This is a genomic window from Halomonas sp. AOP43-D1-4, from assembly GCF_052446175.1.
Classification (GTDB): domain Bacteria; phylum Pseudomonadota; class Gammaproteobacteria; order Pseudomonadales; family Halomonadaceae; genus Vreelandella; species Vreelandella citrativorans.
The window spans coordinates 25,033-43,065 of the sequence record NZ_JBQSVY010000016.1 but is presented as its reverse complement, the minus strand read 5'-3'; the positions used below and the strand labels follow the sequence as shown (position 1 = coordinate 43,065).

The following is an 18,033-nucleotide window of genomic DNA, read 5'->3' as shown; positions in this document are numbered from 1 at the left end:
TAGTCATGGCGGGCTAGCTCCAATCCAGCGGCTTGGCTAATACCAGCCCAAGCACGCAAAGAATGCCCGCCAGGGCCACCAAAAACGCGAGTATTAACGCCGTTTTTACGCCTTTATAAATCCCCATTTCCAGACGTAAAATTAGCCATCCATAGGCGCCGTGGGCAGCCACCATGGCAACAACAGCGCCTAACTTGAGCACCAGCCAGCCGCCCACCAAACCATGCAAGATAAAGAGAAGCGTGCCGGAAAATATGGCAATTAGCGCTGCCGGTGTTGCCACAGAAATATAAAAAAACCGTGGCATGGGAGGAGAGCCCTGCGCAAAGCCTGCGTCTTTACGAAGTTGCAGCGTATAGCTGAGTAACGCAGGCAGATACAGCAGCGAGCCGCACCAGACAACAAGCGAGGCTATATGAAGAAGTTTTAGCCAAGGCATTGAGGCTTCCTTGCATTGCGTTAGGCTTAGTGAAAGAACACTCCACTCACCTTAGTCAACGCTCGCCACTCTGGCTAGCCGATTTACCTTAGGGTGATTTCGTAACCCGTGAATTTACGAAGATTAATCACTCCACTATCAAGAATGAGATACTGTCCTTTAATGCCTTGTAACACGCCTTCGACCAAGGGTTGTTTGTCAAAATTATGGGAAGTCACTTTGCGTGGAAACGTCTCCACCGGGTAATCAAACGTGTAGGGCGTTTCATCCAGCTCACGAATTGCGTCATTGCCATGCTGGTCGCGCAGCTGATTCAAACCGCCATCAAGCGTTTCCAACAGGCGATCACGTTCGGCAATTAAATCAAGCGTCTCCACCTCCCCTTTCAGCATAGCCCGCCAATTGGTTCGGTCGCTTACCTGCTCTTTGAAAAGCATCTCGACGAACCCTGATTGCTGACGCGTGTCGACCTCAAGTATGGGAAGCGCCTGGATAGCGCCCTGGTCCATCCAACGAGTCGGCATCTGTGTTTTACGGGTGATGCCAACTTTTAAGCCCGATGAGTTCGCCAAATACACGATATGCGGTTGGAAACAATGCGTTTCGCCCCACTCAGGCTCGCGGCATGTGCCTTGAAAAAAGTGGCACGTCTCAGGCTTCATGATGCAGGTATCGCACTGCGCCAAGCGCTTGAAGCACGGATAACAATGCCCTTGAGCAAAGCTTTTTTTAGTCGCTCGACCACAGTGAGTACAAGCAATAGCGCCGCTCCAATGAAGCGATATCGGCTTGCCTACGCGCGAATTGAGGGGGATGTGCTGATCCCCAGCACGCAAATGGTAACTCACCTGGTCACCCGGCCGGTCAGGCAATACGACCGACATCTTGCGTAAACACCCTTGCACTGCCTGTTCAACCACGCGTTGCATCCCGTCCCAAACCTGCCATTTCTGGCGTAACGCCTGCGCCAGAAGACGCCGCTCCACAGGTACGCTGCTCCAGATAACCCACGCGTTTCTCTTCAGGCACGTTATTTTCAGCCTCAAAGCGCATCACCGCTTCCAGACACAGCTCTGTTTGCTCAGCGGTAAGAAAGCGACCGTCGGGCCACTTACGCAGCGACACCGCTTGCTTAAGGCTTTCATAAATCGCAGGTGTCATTTGGTTGATCATTTTATCGAACGTCATATCGCTCATTACGAATCTCTTAATCTGTTTTCAAACGGCGAGACGAATAATACACGCCAGTAATAAGCCCGACGAGGAGCCCACCTAAATGTGCTTCGTTAGCGACATTGCCAAAACCTACCCAACTGGCCATATCGGTCATGGTGAACACCATCCACCCCAACATAAACACAACCAGCATTTGAGGAACGAAAAAACCACGTTGTGGCGCACGTCGCGACATCACCCAAACATGCCCTAGCAGGGCATAAACCACGCCCGACATACCGCCAAACAGCACGGTTCCGGTAAAATATTGCGCAAGATTAGCGCCGATACCCGCAACTAAAAGCAGAAGCAGCATGGTACGGCTGCCTTGTAGCACCTCCACCTGGCGCCCAAAGTACCATAACCACATAAGGTTGAAGATCAAGTGCATCCAGCCAAAGTGCAGGAATGCCGGTGAAAGCAGCCGCCATACCTGCCCGTTTATTAGCCCATCGGTTAAGCTGCGATATACAAACTGATTGCCCGAAATTTCTATCGGCACGATGGTTAACGCCATCACGACGCTATCACCCAACACCCCCGTTAACGCAAATATCACAAGACTAATAGCCATCGCGATAGCGGTAACAGGAACATGGCGCAAGGTGGTTAGTATATTGCCGGATGCGTAGCGGCGATTGGCGGGCTGATCAACAATAAGTGCTTCGCCACGCTCCCAGCGCGCTACCAGGCTTTTAAGCTCTGCGTGCTGACGTGGGTCGGCTATCCAAAGCAGAGGGCCCTCGGCTTCTTCTGTAATGCGATGCCCAATTCGATAGTGCCAAAGTGCTTTACGCAGTTCCTGCGTATCAGCATCACTTGGTAAGTGCATTACGGGGTGCATAAACTCTCCCTATTGAGGCCCTCGCCTTTGAAAACCAACCCCTTCATCGACTATTGCTGCATGAAGACAAATACCATAAGCAAAAAATCATGGCCAAAAAAAACCGGCGGAGGGGGCCGCCGGATAAAGCAAGGGATCATTCAAGGGAACACCTACTCTGATGGCCGACCGCACAGTTAGTTCAGCAGTTTTATAAAAAAAATGTAAAGCCTTGTATATTAAGACAACATAGGTTAATAAAAATCGTTTCCATATAAATTGGCTTGGGAACACTCTTCTTTAATCACTTCTACCCAAACGAAATTATCTGCATTCAGCGGTGTTTCGCCGTCCCATCGATAGGCGACCAAACGACCATACTTGACAGCACTATAATCCAAACACGCAATATTGGGAGCAGGTAACGCAGGAATACCTTCACACCAGTAATGGCCTATAAACAGAGGCGGCTGCTCCGGCCCATAGTAACTCAAACGCTGGCGCTCGTTTTCGGTTAATAGGCGTGTTTCCAGGTCGCCAGGCAAGTGGTCGGGTTGAAAAACCACATCCCCCCAACGGGTTGGATTAGCGGTCCAAAAATGCGCTCGAAAGCTTTGCCGTGTATAGCCATCGCCTGAATGAATCGCGATACCGCCAGGCAAGGGAATGTTGGCCCCACGGGTTAAGCGGTCAATGATGCGATAGGCTTGCGTGCCAGGATCAGTAGATTCGATCAAAAATCGCGTATCCATACGGCCATCAGGCAGGCGCTGTTTTAACTGCTCGATCAACCTATCGTCCCAACAGGCATGTACCACGCGAATACCATCGATTTCTAAAAAAAGCGGCAGTGTTTTAAACCAGGCGAGCGTGTCATCCCACTCATTGGTGTAATCCTGATACTGCGCCAATGTGTCTTCCATGATGCGATTATGGCGCGGCGTATGCTCACGCAGCCAACGCTTATGGCTACCGGGTGGCGCCGGGTGCATATAGGCGAGTGCATTATGTTCGTGATTGCCCATCACAATATAGGCTTCGCCCTCCTCGACCATGCGTCGCGCAACGGTGACGGCGAGGCGAATACGTGGGCCACGGTCAATCAGGTCACCCAAAAAGATAACTTTACGCTGCGGATGGCGATAAACGCCACGCTGTTCGCGGTAACCCAGCATTTCTAACAAGGTGACTAGCGTGGCACCGCAGCCGTGAACATCACCAATCAGGTCGTAGCCTGTCATGCTTAATCCCCTAACCGGTGGCTCCAACCCAATTTACTGCGCAGCACATCATAGAAGTTATGTCCGATAGGGTGCACAAGCTGCACACGTTCGGCTTTGCGCTTTATCACCAGTACATCATCCGGCTTAGCAACCGCCCGGGTTTGTCCATCGCAGCTAATGTGTGGGTAGGTCTGGTTGGTTTCACCAATATGAATTCGAATCTCACTGGCGGCATCAATCACAATCGGTCGGCTGGAAAGCGTATGCGGAAACATGGGCACCAGCGTCACGACATCAAGCTTGGGATGCATGATGGGGCCACCGCCGGAAAGTGCATACGCGGTAGAGCCGGTAGGCGTTGCGATAATCAAGCCATCGCTGCGCTGGCTGTAAACAAACTGACCATCAATAAACAGTTCAAATTCAATCATGCGGACGGCTTTACCCGGATGCACGACGACTTCATTTAATGCATCACCATTGCCGACCGCAACGCCATTACGATAAAGCACCGCTTCCAGCAAAAAACGCTGCTCAATTTCAAATTCGCCCGCCAATACTTCGCCCACTCGGCTTTCCAGCTCGTCAGGCGAGATATCGGTAAGAAACCCTAAGCGGCCACGGTTAACGCCTAACATCAGTGTCCCACTGCGGCACAATGTGCGGGCGGCGCCTAACAGGCTACCGTCCCCGCCGATCACAATAACAAGGTCGCAAAGCTCGCCCAGCATACGGCGGCTGGCTTCCGGCTGCCCGTGCTGGGGAAGCGCCGTTGCCGTACGGTCTTCAATCAAAACGCTGTAATCATGCTCGACCAGGTAGCTAATGAGCCGCTGCAACGAGTCGATGACTTTCTCGCTGCCCAAGCGCCCAATTAAGCCAATCGTTTTAAAGGGCCGTGAGCTTCCTTGGCCGGTTAGCGGCGCTGAAGTGGGTGGTGACGTGTTAGGCATGGGCGGCTCTCGCTAGCATCAGCCTGACATTATGGGGATACCGGGAGTATGGGGCAAATACGCCTAACCAAATCAAGAGAAACCCTTAGGCTGTCGCTACCTTACGTCGCTGGAGTAACCAGTGATTCAACCAGAGCGAGGCCGCCATGATCAGTGCGCCCAGCAGTAGTCGAACGATATCGGCCTCACGGCTCCAGATGACAAGATTAACCAATAACCCGACCGGGATGAGTGCATTATTCATGATCGCCAAAGTACCGGCATCGACGCGGGTAGCGCCTTGGTTCCAGGCAAAATACCCCACACCAGAGGCGGCCAGACCAAGCCAGGCAAGCACTCCCCACTGCAGCGGTGTGCTGGGTAACGCCGCACTATTGCCGAACAGTAAATAAGCCGGTAGTGCAACGACCATGGCGCCAATGAAAAACCATCCAAAAACGTTATGCCACGCAAGGTCAGCCGGCAAGTCTGCGGCCAAGCGGCGATACCCGACCTGGCCTAGCGCAAAGCAGAGATTGGCCCCCTGGACCACAAAAAAACCGAGCCAGAAGCCGCTGTCGATCCCGTCATAGCGAATGACAGCAGCCCCCACAACGGCCAATAGTGCGGTAAGTAAGTAGATAGGCGTGAAACGGCCAAACATCAGATCATCCAGTAAAGCGATATACACCGGCGTAAAGATGGTGAAGAGCAGCACTTCTGGCACTGAAAGCAGTAGAAACGACTGATAAAGAAAGGTGTACATCACCCCAAGTTGAATGGCGCCAAGCGCCATCAGCGTAATACGCTGTTTGCCGCGTAGCAGGCTGGGGCGCAAAAAGGGTAAAAAAACCAGCATCGCCAGGGTTACCCGCACAAGCACCGCGAAATAACTATCGACCTGCCCCGCTAGATAAACCCCGATTAAAGAAAAGGAAAACGCCCAAAGCGCTGTCACGCTAATTAGATAGCCCACCGTAAACCTCGTTTCTTAGAAATAGTTTACGCAAATTATACGGATTTCTTAGGGCCTGCCAACAGGTAAACCAACAGCCAAGAAATAAGTTAACGACGCTGGAGCCACACAAGTGCATAGATAACCCCAGGCAGCCAACCCAGCAGCGTTAACACAATGCCAATAAGCAGGCGCGTGCCTCCCGCGCCGGTGAGCCCCAGAGCTAACGGCGGGAGCAAAACAGCCAAGGCGAGATAGGCTGCCTTGAGTGCGCCTGGCTCGCTATCCGCACGCCTGGCCGAAGGTTGATCAGCACTTGAGTGAGGCTCGCTAAGCGTGATGCCAGGCCTTACAACTTGCGCATCGGGGTTGGCGACATGCGGATGGGGCGCTGACGATGGCTTAGGAGGCGTAAAGTGCTCTACCGCCTCGTGCGCCTGCTCGGCAGGCGTTGCCTCAAGTGTCTCTTTTCGATGTGCCTGCTTATCAATTTTTTGCTCTAGTTCGCTGGCATCTTTCGCCAGCTCGTCGTGATAGCGCTCCCAATCCTCCCAATCATGAGGGGTACCCGACTTGGGCCGCTGCTCCCCTGCCCCGCGGGCTCGCTCCCAGGATTTTTCCTCAAGGGTATTGGGGCGGTCAGATTCCCGCTCGACACCGACGCCTTTGCGGTTCAGGTATTCGCGTGCATCCATGTAAAGCTCCTTTGAGTCACGTTCAGCAAAGCGTTGAATAGGCGTGGCGTCCACCTACATCAACTACGCCTAAATCATCTACAGTGAGTAAATACGTTTAAGACGTTACTCACCCTATTATCGAATAACATCATAAACGTTGCACTTAGCCACGATGCCTTCGCCAAATGCTGCACACACAAGTAAGGTAAATGAAAGTGTGCGTAAGGAGTGCCAAGATGAAACACCCAAGCCCGCATATTGTCCGCGATATCATGTCCAAGGATTGTTACCGCGTTTCGCCATCTACCTCAATTACCACGCTGTCACAGGGGCTGGCACTTCATCGCCTGCCTGGTGTGCCGGTAGTCGATATGGCAGATCGATTAATCGGCTATATTTCTGAGAAAGATGTGCTAGGCCGTGTGCTTGACTGCTTATACCATGACCATGAGTCCCCACTGGTGGGTGAGCTGATGCGCGAAGAGGTGCTTACCACCACACCCAACAAAAGCATCACAGACCTTGCCCAGGAAATGCTCGGAGACAAACCCAAGGTTTACCCGGTGGTTGAACAACAGCGACTCGTCGGCATCGTGACCCGGCGCGATATTCTTATGGCCTTGCTAACCATTCGCCGCCATTGATAACGATGTACGTATGAAAAAACAGTGGCGCATAAAAAAACCGCTGCCCAAAAGGCAGCGGAAGCAAGGGATCGAGAAACAATAGCTAGGACAACACTATTAGCGACTGCTATCGCTACGTTGTCGTACTACTTCAGACACCTTGCGCCGAAAAAGTTCGCCATCGTTTAAAATTTTTGTCTTTAAGAGGTCGCGCGTATACTTAAGCATTCAATTCATGAAAGAGCACAGGAGTGGATGCATGGCACTGTACCTACTGGTACTCGGCGTCTGCCTGCTGGTGATAGGTGCTGTTTTATTAGCCCTGATGACGGTAGGTACGCCGCGCTACCGTACCGAGCCAAAGGATTTGCTGGCACTGTTTGACAAGGCCCTGGATAGCCAAGTGAGCGAAGCCGAGTGGGATACGATTATCGGCTATCCAATACGTCATAATGACTATCTGGACGGCATTCGACGCAGAGCGTCGCGTTTAATGGAGCTGCATGGGCGACGCTGGCAAATCGCCCAAGGCAAACCGCTATTAAATCAGGAAGGGCAAGCGGAGCTACAAGTATTACGAGATCATCTGGCGGCTCATACCGCCTTGCGTCAAACGTAGATGCGGTTGAAAGCGCCGAGGAGACAACCTGATGCCCAGTACTATTCGCAAAATACCGCTGGCGAGCGCAACCCATCATCACGCACATGACTTTCACCAAATTGTGATTACGTTGTGTGGTTCCTCGGAGTTTGAAATTGAGGGGCTCGGCGGGCGTGTAAATGCGTTCTCAGGCTGTATCGTGCCTGCCAATCACGAGCACTACTACTCAGGCCATGGGCATAACCGGCAGTTGATTATTGATCTGCCAGAAAATGCGCCCGCCCTGACAGGTGAACACCGCGAGTTGGTCGCCCTGTTTGATGTGCCGCGCTTTTTTGCGTTAGATAACCCTTTACGCCACTACCTGGCGTTTATGGAAAGCGAGCTTGCCCAAGGGTTTGATACCTCTCCTATCTCGTTTCAGCAAGACCGCTTGGCCGCCACGCTACTGGGCTCGCTCAAAGCGCGCCTTGGGCATACCCCATCGGCTTCTCTGCGCAGAATTGATGTCTCTCTTATCGACCGCTTTATTAACCGCCACTTGGCCGATGAGCTGCGCGTTGCTGACTTGGCCAGGCTTGCCTGCCTGAGTGAAGCCCACTTTTCAGAGTGCTTCCGTAATCAGACAGGACTTTCGCCCTGGCAATACGTTAAGCGCCGACGACTTCACGCGGCTCGGCAGCTGATTTTGCAAAGTCGGTTGCCGTTAACCGACATTGCCATTCAAACAGGATTTTCCAACCAGAGCGCACTCTCTCATGCGTTTCGGCGCAGCTACGGCATATCGCCCCGTGCTCTACGCCAAGAGGCACCGGTTTCGCTAACGACAGCATCCTCCACTATGCTCAAAAAACCACTGGCAGCATCAAGCACACACTACTAAGGTCGCAAAGTAGCCCTGCTTGCCGCGAAATTGACACGTTTTACCGAGAAAACGACATACACGGAAACACAGACCACTCTACATTCGAGCGCAGCTTGGGCGAAATGCCCTACCACCTACTCGTTTTATGTAAATTTACGGGGGCCTCAATGCTCAACGCTAAAAACATGCGTGACTCTGCCACTTGGCAAACGGACCTTGATACGCTGATGGCTCAGGTGAGCGACCACTACCTTGTGGACGAAGAAACCTACGTCAGCGAATTAATCACGTGGCTGGATACGGATCGCGACGATTTTTCCCGCATTGAAGCCAATACCGCAGCGCTCATCCACGATGTTCGTGAGATGGACACGGCGGTAGACACCATTGATGAGCTCCTACAGCAGTACAGCCTGGATACCCACGAAGGGCTAATGCTGATGTGTCTGGCTGAAGCGATGCTGCGTATTCCCGACAAAGCCACCGCTGATGCGCTGATTGAAGATAAGCTTGGCCCCGCTGACTGGCAATCTTATGCCGGCAAAAGTGAGTCGTGGATGGTAAACGCCTCCACATGGGGCCTGTTAATGACCGGCCGTGTCCTGAAGCTTGATCACCCTAAAGATGGCCAGCCTGCGACGTTTATTAACCGCATGGTTAATCGTATGGGTGAGCCTGTGATTCGTCGCGCGATGGTTGAAGCGATGAAAATCATGGGCAAGCAGTTCGTATTGGGCCGTGATATTAACGAAGCGTTAAAACGCTCCAAGCCGCTATTCAATAAAGGTTACACCTACTCCTACGACATGCTGGGTGAAGCCGCACGCACCCACGATGATGCCAAACGCTACTTTGACGACTACGCCCGCGCCATAGAGCAGGTGGGTAAAACGTCCCAGCACTTAAGTGATAAAACGCCCAAGCCTTCGGTATCGATCAAACTCTCAGCGCTGCATCCCCGCTATGAGTTTGGTCGTCGCGAACAGGTGCTGGCAGAGCTGGTTGATACACTTATCAAGCTGGTCACCAAAGCTCGCGAGCTGGATGTGGCAGTCACCATTGATGCCGAAGAAGTTGACCGTCTGGAGCTTTCGTTGGAAGTTTTCCGCGACGTTTACTCAAGCGATGCGGTCAAAGGCTGGGGACACTTTGGACTGGTCGTGCAGGCGTACTCCAAGCGCGCCCTGCCGGTCCTGCACTACATTAACCGCTTAGCGGATGAGCAAGGTGATGAAATTCCGCTGCGTTTAGTGAAAGGCGCTTACTGGGATAGCGAAATCAAGGAGTCTCAACAGCTGGGTGTCGACGGCTATCCCGTCTATACCCGCAAGGCGTGCACGGATGTTGCCTACCTGGCCTGTGCTCAGTTCCTGCTGTCAAACGACACCCTCGGGCGCATTTTCCCCCAGTTTGCGACCCATAACGCGCATACGGTTACGACTATTCTTGAATTAGCCAATCACGATAGTCGTCCGTTTGAGTTCCAGCGTTTGCACGGCATGGGCGAAGCCCTTTATGAAGCTGCCCTGAAGCGCGCTCCCCAAGGTACGTACTGCCGCATCTACGCGCCAGTCGGCGCGCACAAAGACCTGCTACCCTATCTGGTTCGCCGCTTGCTGGAAAACGGCGCGAATTCGTCGTTTGTTCACCAATTGGTCGACCCCGAAGTACCGGTGGAATGGCTTTGCCAGCACCCCATAGAGGCTCTGCGTAAGCAGACATCCTTAGCCAATACGCAGATTCCGCTACCCAAGGATATTTATGGGTCCAAGCGGCGCAACTCGCGAGGCGTCAACCTGAATATCCGCAGCCACTTCTATCCGTTAATGGATAAGATGGCCGTTTTTATGGATAAGCAGTACCCGGTCAAACCGCTGCTGGCGTTCGATGTGGCGGACGATGCTGCCAATACCCACAACGTGACCTGCCCCTTTGATCGCCGTCAAAGCGTAGGCAGCGTTCAGTGGACAACTAAAGAACAGGCCACCAAGGCGCTTGACGCTGCCTGGGATGCCTTCCCGCGCTGGGAAACCACGCCGGTTACCGAACGCGCTGCCGTGCTGCGCCGTTTGGCTGACCTGATGGAAGAGCACATGCCGGAGCTTATGACCCTTTGCTCACGCGAAGGCGGCAAGCTCTTAACAGACGGTGTGGACGAGATCAAAGAAGCCGTCGATTTCTGCCGCTATTACGCCATGCGCGCGGAAGACTCCTTCGGCGAGCCGATTGAGTTGCCTGGCCCGACCGGTGAATCCAACCAGCTAATCATGGGCGGTAAAGGCGTGTTTGCCGCGATCAGTCCGTGGAACTTCCCGGTGGCGATTTTCTGCGGGCAGATTGTTGCGGCGGCGGTTGCGGGCAATACCGTGCTGGCCAAGCCTGCCGAGCAAACGTCAATTGTCGCCCACCGGGTGATCGAGCTGCTTTATGAAGCGGGCTTGCCACGCGATGTGGTTCAGTTGCTGCCAGGCGATGGCCCGACCGTGGGCAGCGTGCTGACCTCTGACCCACGCATTACTGGCGTGGTATTTACCGGCGGCACCGACACGGCGCAGATCATCAACCGTGCCTTGGCTGCGCGTGAAAATGCGCCGCTGCCCACGCTGATTGCTGAAACCGGCGGCATGAACGCCATGATCGTCGACTCTACCGCGCTTCCCGAGCAGGTCGTGGTGGATGTTATCCAGTCTGCGTTCCAAAGCGCTGGTCAACGCTGCTCGGCATTGCGAGTTCTTTACCTGCAAGACGACGTTGCCGACCGCGTCATCACGATTTTAAAAGGCGCAATGAACGAGCTGCGTATCGGTGATCCGCGCGATTTGGGTACTGACGTTGGCCCGGTGATCGACGAGGAGGCGCGCAAGGGCCTGCTTGAGCATATCGAAAAACTTAAAGGGGAAGATCGCCTGGTCGCCGAAACGCCCATGTCAGCCGAGCACACCGAAAACGGTACCTTCGTGGCCCCCGTGGCCTTTACTATCGACAGTATCAATGCGTTAACCCGCGAACAATTCGGCCCTGTACTGCACATTGTGCGCTATAAGGCCAGCGAGCTTGACCAGGTGATCAGCGATATCAATAGCCGGGGTTACGGGCTAACGTTTGGTGTCCATAGCCGTAATGAATCCTTTGCTGCGGGCATTGCACAGAAAATTCGTGCGGGCAATGTGTACATTAATCGTAATATCATTGGGGCCGTAGTAGGCGTTCAACCCTTTGGTGGACAAGGGCTTTCAGGTACAGGCCCTAAAGCAGGCGGGCCGAATTACCTGCAGCGTTTTATCACTGAAAAGACAATTACTAACAATACGGCCGCTTTAGGCGGGAATGCGTCCTTGCTGGCGCTAGGCGATGAGTAAATAGCTCATCTAAATGGAAAACCTGAACTCCTCAAAAAGGATCTCTCATGGTTGAAAATAAAAGCGTAACGGCCTTTACATGCCCCCTCCACAGAAGGGGGGCATTAGGCACAGGGAATATGGCAAATAAACGCTTGAAACCTCTTTTTGACGGTACCTTCGCCAAATGTTTGCAGGTTACAGCGTGAACAAAAGGCTGGGTTAACAAGAAATAGGGTTAACAACAATAAGTCTGTGCTATTACCAAGCATGGCTCGGTAAGCGCACTCACCGGTCGGTGCTATCCGACTTGATAAACGGGAGAATTTCATGGCTATTGGCGTTTGGATCAGCCTTTTTGCTTACTTTGCGCTGATGATCGGCATCGGGCTTTATGCGATGCGCACATCGACATCCACCTCTGAAGATTACGTGCTAGGCGGCCGTACCTTAAGTCCTAAAGTAGCCGCTCTTTCAGCGGGTGCCTCAGACATGAGTGGCTGGCTGCTGCTGGGTTTACCTGGCGCGATGTTTGTATCGGGCCTGGGCTCTGCCTGGATCGGCATCGGTCTGTTCGTCGGGGCCTTCTTCAACTGGCTTCTGGTTGCACCCCGCCTGCGTGAACAGACCGTTCACTATGGCAATGCAATCACCATCCCCGCCTTTTTGGCTAACCGATTCCCGACCCGGGCAATGTCGCTGAAAACGGTCTCGGCGATAGTCATCGTCATCTTCTTCGCGGTCTACACCGCGTCAGGCTTGGTGGCTGGCGGTAAGCTATTCGAAAGTGCGTTTTCTGGCTTGGTGAATGTTGGTGGCCTAAGCGATTACGCAACCGGCATCATCATCACGCTGGGCGTGGTACTTGTCTACACCGTAGTGGGCGGCTTTTTGGCCGTGAGCCTGACGGACTTTGTACAAGGCTGCATTATGATGCTGGCGCTAATTATCATGCCCGCAGTGGTGCTGTTCGGCGAAGGCGGTGGGGGCTTCAGCCAAGCAACCCAGACCCTTAATGAAGTCGATCCAACGCTACTGTCGTGGACAGAGGGCTTGACCTTTATTGGCTGGCTCTCGGCGGTGACCTGGGGGCTGGGTTATTTCGGTCAGCCGCATATTATCGTGCGCTTTATGGCTATCCGGCATCTGAAAGATGTGCCTACCGCCCGTAATATTGGTATGGGTTGGATGGCTATTTCCCTGATTGGCGCCATCTCGCTCGGTATTTTTGGCCGGGCTTACGCTATTCGTAATGGCCTGGAAATTCAGGATCCCGAAACTATCTTTATTATCCTGGCAGAGCTTTTATTCCATCCGCTGGTGACCGGCTTCCTTTTTGCGGCCCTTCTGGCGGCAGTGATGAGTACTATTTCCAGCCAGCTTCTGGTGGCGTCTTCATCACTGACTGAGGATATCTACCGGCTGTTCCTGAACAAACAAGCATCGGAAAAGCAGACCGTTACCGTTGGCCGGATTTGTGTCGTGCTGGTAGGCCTGATAGCCGCCATTATCGCCTCTGATCCAGAGTCACAGGTACTTGGCCTGGTGAGTAACGCGTGGGCAGGTTTTGGTGCCGCTTTCGGTCCCTTAATCATTCTGTCACTCATGTGGCCACGCACCAACGGCGCGGGTGCCATTGCAGGCATGGTGGTAGGTGCTCTCACCGTTATTATCTGGATCGCCCTGGGTTGGAACGGCGAGTTTATGGGTGGCCCCGGCATCTATGAAATCATCCCCGGCTTCATCGCTTCTTTCATCGCCATTATGGTGGTAAGTAGCATGACCGCTGATGCCGGTGAATATCAGCGTATTGAGTCTTAACCGCAGTAGATCAATAGAGCGTTACTAGGGCCACCGCGAGGTGGCCTTTTCGTATTGCACAACGGTACTAACAAACGCGCAACTGATCGGTCACCGCCGTCGGTCATCGCTTTTGGATGCGTCACCAAAGGATTCTGACGCAACGCATACAAGGCGACGTACTACCAATTAATTCTCGGTAACCAGCTGGTCGACTTTCTCAAAAGCACGCACGACCAACCATTGGTCGCTGGGGCGTACTTTTTCCTGAATAAGATAGGCGGCCATTGCCGGGGCTACCTCGCATTTCGCAGGCATTGGCGCTTTCGCTTCGGCGAGCGCATTCAGCCGCGCCACGAATACAAAACGCACCCATTGGGGCAGCGACATCGTATCAATACAGAAGGGTTCCTGGCTTGCGAACGCCGTTACATCCGGCGTGGGGACGCGCCATAAATTGGCGGCCTTCATGGCGGCTTCAAGCTCAAGAAGCGCGGTTTGAAGCTGTTGATGGACGCTCATATACACCTTGGTCAAATCAGTTTGGTTAATGCCCATTATCCCAACTCTGTTCACGAGTTACCACTTTATCCCCCGCCAACTTGGGTTATTCACCGATTCACAGAAAACCTGCAAGAGGCTGTGGATAAACTATGGAAAGGTCTCGCTAACGCTACTCTCAAGAGGCTTGCAGGAAGTTGTTCATTTTTTGATCATCCGTATAAAAAAGCACCAATTTATCGACCGTTACGGCTGACACTGTGCAGCGGTCAAGGTAGAGTGCAGACTTGCAAAGCGGAAGGACATCATGCAACCGATTCAGACCATTGATGATTTTTTTACACGTAGTGGCGCCGAGGTTTCGCTCTATTATATGGGCCGACGCGTGAGTGCCTGCTCGCGTGAGACACTGAGTCGCTTTGAGCGTGGCCAATGTGCCTGGCCCGAGCCCTGGCAAGGTCAGGCACGCTTCGCGGCCATATTTCGGCTAGGCGACATGCCCGAACCGGCGATATGGTTTTTAGCGCTTCCTCTTGACGAGCAGGGGCTGCTCTCCCCCGCTCAGCGCGATGGATTTTTAAATCGCCTGATGGAAACCCTGGGGAAAAATGTTGCATACGTAGGCCAGAACGCTAAAGACGTGGATCATTTAATGACGGATAATCCGCTCGCCTTTACGCCTAACGTAACCTTCCAGGCAGTGCTCAACGCCTTCGCAACGCAAGAGCGTGAACTGCCCGCCAGCCAACATTTCGAGCCTGTTGAAGCCTACCTGACCGGCCAGCAAACCATTGACTGGCAAGCACTGGGGCTTCAAGGAATCGCCGATTTCACGGCACGCATGGATGATTCCCAAGCCAACACCCTGGCCCCCCGGCTCGCCACCCTACCCACTAGCGTTGTGCACTCACTCTGCTACTGTTTAGAGCATCAGCCTCTAGCGGCGTCGATAGTATTGGCGCTACGTGAAATAGGTGAAAAAGCGGCGAGTGAAGGCGATGTTGAAACGCTCTGCGCCTGTATTCGTGCGGTGGGTAGCACATGCCAACCAAGCGTAGGCGACTGGTATACAAGCTTGCTGGAAGACGCTCATGCGTGTGGACCCGATGTACTGGCTGCGATGGCTGGTCGCGGTTGGCTCTTACTGGAAGACGCGCATCGTTTACCGCTTTTCCTGAGCCGCTTGGCGGAGGATGAACGGACCAACTTTTCTGCGGTCGTGCGCGACCTTGCTTTAATACCGCGTTTACGGCTACCAATAATGGTAGCGTTACGAGATGCCCCTAACGGTTCGGCCATACAGCGACGTATGGCGGCCATGACATCAGCGGCTAGCCGTTAAATGGGCAGCGCTATTAACGAATTTCAAGGAGTCAGCCGTGAAGGAACTACCCTACCAGGCTAAAGCGGTTATTGGCCGCCGCGAGATGGTGACGTTGCCTGAGCTGGGGCTTCACCTATGCTGTAAGGCAGATACCGGGGCACGTACATCAGCACTGCATGCCGAGGAAATTGAAACACATGAAGATGAGCATGGGCAGCTATGGATTAGCTTTATCACCCATAGCGGTGGGCCAGAAACGCCCGCCCATCGCCTAAAAATGCATCTGCATGATAGACGCCGGGTGACCAGCTCAAATGGGCATAGTGAATGGCGATATGTTGTTCGTACGATGATGGAAATGGGTCAACTGAGCTTTCCTGTTGAATTGACATTGACAGATCGCAGCAATATGCGTCACGCCATGCTATTAGGGCGCCGCGCCATGCGCCGCCTGCTAGTGGCCCCGGGCGCTGCATTTTTACATGGCGAGCCTTAAATTAATGACGATTAGCCCTTTATTTGGCCCGGAGTCCTGAATGCATATCGCACTACTGTCACGTAATCGCAATTTGTACTCGACACGTCGCCTCATCGAGGCTGCTGAGCAGCGTGGGCACTCGGCCCGCGTTGTTGATACGTTGCGCTGCTACATGAGTATTGCATCTCACCACCCTTCTATTCACTACAAGGGGCAGGAAATTGAGCCGTTCGATGCTGTCATTCCGCGCATTGGCGCCTCAGTAACGTTCTATGGCTGTGCGGTACTGCGTCAGTTTGAAATGATGGGCACCTACGTTATTAATGACTCCGTTGCCATTACTCGTTCCCGTGACAAGCTGCGCTCGCTCCAGTTGCTTTCGCGCAAGGGACTTGGGCTGCCGATTACCGGCTTTGCCCATTCGCCGGATGATATTCCGGACCTGATTACCATGGTTAAAGGCGCCCCACTGGTCATCAAACTGCTGGAAGGCACGCAAGGCATCGGCGTTGTATTGGCTGAAACCAACCAGGCCGCTGAATCGGTGATTCAAGCGTTCATGGGCATGAAGGCCAACATCATGGTTCAGGAGTACATCAAGGAAGCTCGCGGCGCGGATATACGCTGCTTTGTTATTGGTGATAAAGTCGTCGCTTCCATGAAGCGTCAGGCAGCAGAAGGCGAGTTCCGTTCTAATTTACACCGGGGCGGCACGGCCAGTGTTATTCGGATTACGCCGGAAGAGCGCTCAACGGCCATTCGGGCAGCCAAAGCCATGGGCCTACGCGTTGCGGGGGTCGATCTTTTACGCTCTAACCACGGGCCGGTCATTATGGAAGTCAATTCCTCACCAGGCCTTCAGGGTATTGAGAACTCAACCGGTAAAGATATTGCAGGCTTGATCATTGAACATATTGAAAAAAATGCCTCTCCAAATCGTAAAGCGCCGCCCAAGCCTAAAGGTTAAGGGAAAAAACCAAAAATAATCCGTATGAGGGGTGGCAAATATTTGCTGCCCCCCCCACAATCTGCGTCACCGAAGGAGGTAGACGCTCATGTTTCTCGACAATCGCCAAGTGGCGATGGACAGTGTGTTAGAAGCGCTGGCCGACAGCATTGATTATTTCCAGGACAATATCGAACGCCTGCGCCCCTCGCTGCGTGATGCGCTGAAGCCGCACTATACAGCGCGCTTAAAGCAGATGCGCTCTCTCCAGGAACTTGCACGGGCACATTTAAAGATGCTGCCGCGAGATGCTGACGTTGAACGCGATGATTTTTTATGGCTATGGAGCCGTCTAAAAAGCTTTGTGGGCAACGATAGCCAGGTATTAATCAACGAGCTGTTAGAGCAAGAGCGAGTTTTGATGCAGGCACTATCTACCCTGTTTACCCATCCCCTACCCGACCCCATTGAGCCGGTGGTGGATGAGTGCATGCAGGGGTGCCGTAAGCTTATTCGCGAGCTTTATACGCTGCAAAAACGTAAAGCAAAGCGCTAAGCTCTATAAAACTTGTTCTGGTTCCAGCCTATCAAGCGTCGGCGCAGTGAATGGCACGACGTTTTGAAGCTCAATGGGTTCGGGTGGGCCCAGAAAGTAAGGCTGCCGATTCCATATATAGATATCGCCCAGCGTCGCAACTCGCGCCAACCATTCGCGCGCTCTCAAACGCCACTCATCGGCTGCAGGGTTCTCTTCTGCAACGCATCCCGTTACATCCAACCCAAGTGCGCGACCAATAAATATCGCGCGCGGCAAATGCCAGCTTTGGGTCACCAAAAGCGCCTGCTCAAGCTGAAAAACGTCGCGGGCTCGCGCCAGCGTATCGTAGGTACTAAACCCCGCAAAATCCATGGTGAGCTGCTCGGCAGGTACGCCTCGTCGATGCAAATCACGCCACATGGCACGCGGCTCGTTATATGCTTGGGTACGATTATCCCCCGACAGCAACAAATGAGACACGCGCTGCTCATTGGCAAGCAGGGCTGACGTACGCATGCGGGCATGAAAATGCGGGTTACGTAGACCACTGCGAGTCCAGTGGGAGGTGCCAAATACAATCCCTACATCCGCAGGGCGACACTCAAGCACTTGGCTTTCGATGTAGCGTGCCGTGCTACCTACTACCCATAAATTACCGCCTACAAATAGCAATGCCGCCAGCAGCAATAAAGCTCCTAGCGACATTAGCAGGCGTTTGATCCACCTTAGCAAGACGCTGTGCATCCGGCTAT

The 18,033-nt window shown here is 53.3% G+C and carries 19 protein-coding genes; 9 read left to right on the top strand and 10 right to left on the bottom strand.

The features are described from left to right. Positions 1-13 precede the first annotated feature (13 nt). The 8 genes from ACT3RQ_RS15490 to ACT3RQ_RS15455 all read right to left on the bottom strand — a co-directional run bounded on the left by ACT3RQ_RS15490 (position 14) and on the right by ACT3RQ_RS15455 (position 6,282). Positions 14-439 (bottom strand): CopD family protein, encoded by a 426-nt coding sequence (locus ACT3RQ_RS15490; protein WP_172118306.1) that lies wholly within the window; start codon positions 437-439, stop codon positions 14-16. A gap of 83 nt (positions 440-522) precedes the next feature. Next, positions 523-1,368, bottom strand: coding sequence for a DUF2797 domain-containing protein (locus ACT3RQ_RS15485; protein ID WP_253927050.1), 846 nt, complete (start codon positions 1,366-1,368; stop codon positions 523-525). After that, positions 1,352-1,636, bottom strand: a complete 285-nt coding sequence (locus ACT3RQ_RS15480; RefSeq protein ID WP_087111591.1) for a YeaC family protein — start codon at positions 1,634-1,636, stop codon at positions 1,352-1,354. The genes ACT3RQ_RS15485 and ACT3RQ_RS15480 overlap by 17 nt, the downstream gene beginning before the upstream one ends. Before the next feature lie 10 nt (positions 1,637-1,646). Next, the gene (locus tag ACT3RQ_RS15475) at positions 1,647-2,498 is read right to left on the bottom strand and encodes a rhomboid family intramembrane serine protease (protein WP_172118307.1); all 852 of its coding nucleotides are present in this window, start codon (positions 2,496-2,498) and stop codon (positions 1,647-1,649) included. Positions 2,499-2,731: 233 nt separating this feature from the next. Then, entirely contained in the window at positions 2,732-3,718 is a 987-nt protein-coding gene (locus ACT3RQ_RS15470; RefSeq protein ID WP_444640433.1) for a metallophosphoesterase, read from the bottom strand. Between the two features lie 2 nt (positions 3,719-3,720). Further along, on the bottom strand, positions 3,721-4,653 hold the full coding sequence (locus tag ACT3RQ_RS15465; RefSeq protein ID WP_172118309.1) for an NAD(+) kinase: 933 nt from the start codon (positions 4,651-4,653) through the stop codon (positions 3,721-3,723). Positions 4,654-4,738: 85 nt separating this feature from the next. Then, the gene (locus ACT3RQ_RS15460; protein WP_444640432.1) at positions 4,739-5,608 is read right to left on the bottom strand and encodes a carboxylate/amino acid/amine transporter; all 870 of its coding nucleotides are present in this window, start codon (positions 5,606-5,608) and stop codon (positions 4,739-4,741) included. Positions 5,609-5,697: 89 nt separating this feature from the next. Continuing rightward, entirely contained in the window at positions 5,698-6,282 is a 585-nt protein-coding gene (locus tag ACT3RQ_RS15455; protein WP_444640431.1) for a YqaE/Pmp3 family membrane protein, read from the bottom strand. Between the two features lie 218 nt (positions 6,283-6,500). On the opposite strand from ACT3RQ_RS15455, the gene ACT3RQ_RS15450 reads away from it, so the two are divergent. The 5 genes from ACT3RQ_RS15450 (at position 6,501) to putP (ending at position 13,515) form a co-directional block, all read left to right on the top strand. Beyond that, positions 6,501-6,908, top strand: a complete 408-nt coding sequence (locus tag ACT3RQ_RS15450) for a CBS domain-containing protein (protein WP_172118312.1) — start codon at positions 6,501-6,503, stop codon at positions 6,906-6,908. Positions 6,909-7,149: 241 nt separating this feature from the next. Beyond that, the gene (locus ACT3RQ_RS15445) at positions 7,150-7,509 is read left to right on the top strand and encodes a hypothetical protein (RefSeq protein ID WP_172118313.1); all 360 of its coding nucleotides are present in this window, start codon (positions 7,150-7,152) and stop codon (positions 7,507-7,509) included. Between the two features lie 31 nt (positions 7,510-7,540). Then, positions 7,541-8,374, top strand: coding sequence for a helix-turn-helix domain-containing protein (locus ACT3RQ_RS15440; RefSeq protein ID WP_444640430.1), 834 nt, complete (start codon positions 7,541-7,543; stop codon positions 8,372-8,374). Between the two features lie 149 nt (positions 8,375-8,523). Next, complete coding sequence (gene putA / locus ACT3RQ_RS15435; protein WP_444640429.1) at positions 8,524-11,715, top strand: bifunctional proline dehydrogenase/L-glutamate gamma-semialdehyde dehydrogenase PutA; 3,192 nt, start codon at positions 8,524-8,526, stop codon at positions 11,713-11,715. Between the two features lie 309 nt (positions 11,716-12,024). Then, positions 12,025-13,515: a sodium/proline symporter PutP gene (gene putP / locus ACT3RQ_RS15430; RefSeq protein WP_193055123.1), complete on the top strand. Its 1,491-nt coding sequence runs from the start codon at positions 12,025-12,027 to the stop codon at positions 13,513-13,515. A gap of 168 nt (positions 13,516-13,683) precedes the next feature. On the opposite strand, the gene ACT3RQ_RS15425 is transcribed toward putP, so the two are convergent. After that, positions 13,684-14,016, bottom strand: a complete 333-nt coding sequence (locus ACT3RQ_RS15425; RefSeq protein ID WP_172118353.1) for a YqcC family protein — start codon at positions 14,014-14,016, stop codon at positions 13,684-13,686. A gap of 286 nt (positions 14,017-14,302) precedes the next feature. Between ACT3RQ_RS15425 and ACT3RQ_RS15420 the strand changes: the two genes are divergently transcribed. The 4 genes from ACT3RQ_RS15420 to ACT3RQ_RS15405 all read left to right on the top strand — a co-directional run bounded on the left by ACT3RQ_RS15420 (position 14,303) and on the right by ACT3RQ_RS15405 (position 17,299). Beyond that, on the top strand, positions 14,303-15,337 hold the full coding sequence (locus ACT3RQ_RS15420; protein ID WP_444640428.1) for a DUF3549 family protein: 1,035 nt from the start codon (positions 14,303-14,305) through the stop codon (positions 15,335-15,337). A 37-nt stretch (positions 15,338-15,374) separates the two neighbouring features. Further along, positions 15,375-15,815, top strand: a complete 441-nt coding sequence (locus tag ACT3RQ_RS15415) for an ATP-dependent zinc protease family protein (protein ID WP_444622487.1) — start codon at positions 15,375-15,377, stop codon at positions 15,813-15,815. Between the two features lie 40 nt (positions 15,816-15,855). After that, positions 15,856-16,764, top strand: a complete 909-nt coding sequence (rimK, locus tag ACT3RQ_RS15410; RefSeq protein WP_087111618.1) for a 30S ribosomal protein S6--L-glutamate ligase — start codon at positions 15,856-15,858, stop codon at positions 16,762-16,764. An 88-nt stretch (positions 16,765-16,852) separates the two neighbouring features. Continuing rightward, positions 16,853-17,299: a hypothetical protein gene (locus ACT3RQ_RS15405; protein WP_172118319.1), complete on the top strand. Its 447-nt coding sequence runs from the start codon at positions 16,853-16,855 to the stop codon at positions 17,297-17,299. Between the two features lie 3 nt (positions 17,300-17,302). On the opposite strand, the gene ACT3RQ_RS15400 is transcribed toward ACT3RQ_RS15405, so the two are convergent. Further along, positions 17,303-18,025: a SanA/YdcF family protein gene (locus ACT3RQ_RS15400; RefSeq protein ID WP_193055125.1), complete on the bottom strand. Its 723-nt coding sequence runs from the start codon at positions 18,023-18,025 to the stop codon at positions 17,303-17,305. Positions 18,026-18,033 lie beyond the last annotated feature (8 nt).